This is a genomic window from Streptomyces durhamensis (assembly GCF_000725475.1).
Taxonomy (GTDB): domain Bacteria; phylum Actinomycetota; class Actinomycetes; order Streptomycetales; family Streptomycetaceae; genus Streptomyces; species Streptomyces filipinensis.
The window spans coordinates 1-431 of the sequence record NZ_JNXR01000118.1 but is presented as its reverse complement, the minus strand read 5'-3'; the positions used below and the strand labels follow the sequence as shown (position 1 = coordinate 431).

Genomic DNA, 431 nt, shown 5'->3' with positions numbered 1-431 from the left:
GTGGGAAGGATGTCGCTGTGCCCAAGCCTTATCCGGAAGAGTTCCGCCAGGACGTCGTGCGGGTCGCGAGGAACCGCGGCCCGGGTGTGACGGTGGAGCAGGTGGCCGCCGACTTCGGAGTCCACGCGATGACGTTGTGGAAATGGATGCGCCGCGCGGACATCGACGACGGCGTGAAACCCGGAACGACCACGCAGGAGAACGCGGAACTACGGGCCGCGCGCCAGCGGATCAAGCTGCTGGAGCAGGAGAACGAGGTCCTGCGCCGGGCCGCGGCCTACCTGTCGCAGGCGCATCTGCCGGGAAAAGGATCTACCCGCTCGTGAAAGAGCTGGCCGTCGGCGGGGTTCCTGTCACGGTCACGTGCCGGGTCCTGAAGCTCGCCAGACAGCCCTACTACCGCTGGCTCGACCGACCGGTGACCGATGCCG

Annotated in this window: 1 protein-coding gene; it reads left to right on the top strand. The window is 67.5% G+C overall.

The window, feature by feature from the left end:
• On the top strand, positions 1-326 hold a 326-nt coding region (locus IO33_RS51955; RefSeq protein ID WP_209439024.1), incomplete at its 5' end, for a transposase.
• Positions 327-431: the final 105 nt, after the last annotated feature.